The sequence below is a fragment of the Paraburkholderia sp. SIMBA_054 genome, from assembly GCF_046534875.1.
GTDB classification, from domain to species: domain Bacteria; phylum Pseudomonadota; class Gammaproteobacteria; order Burkholderiales; family Burkholderiaceae; genus Paraburkholderia; species Paraburkholderia hospita.
Genome location: NZ_JAWRXV010000822.1, coordinates 1 through 270, shown reverse-complemented (window position 1 = coordinate 270; position 270 = coordinate 1). Strand labels below are relative to the sequence as shown.

Genomic DNA, 270 nt, shown 5'->3' with positions numbered 1-270 from the left:
GCAATACGGACCAGCGCAGTAAAGACTACGGCAACATCGTGGACACGTTTCGTCCCGGCCACGCCGACTACACGTATTGGCAGAAGTACGGTATTCGCGACTATCGCGGCGGCGGCCGTTCGTCGGCGCGTTTAACAGCGCCTACGGTCGCGGCCGGTGCCGTTGCGAAGAAATGGTTGCGCGAAAAATTCGGCACTGAAATTCGTGGCTACATGGCCGCGCTTGGCGAGATCGACGTGCCGTTTGTCGACTGGGCGCATGTGCGCGAGA

The 270-nt window shown here is 60.4% G+C and carries 1 protein-coding gene; it reads left to right on the top strand.

The features are described 5' to 3' along the window. On the top strand, positions 1 to 270 hold a 270-nt coding region (locus tag SB822_RS57385; protein WP_410859147.1), incomplete at both ends, for a chorismate synthase.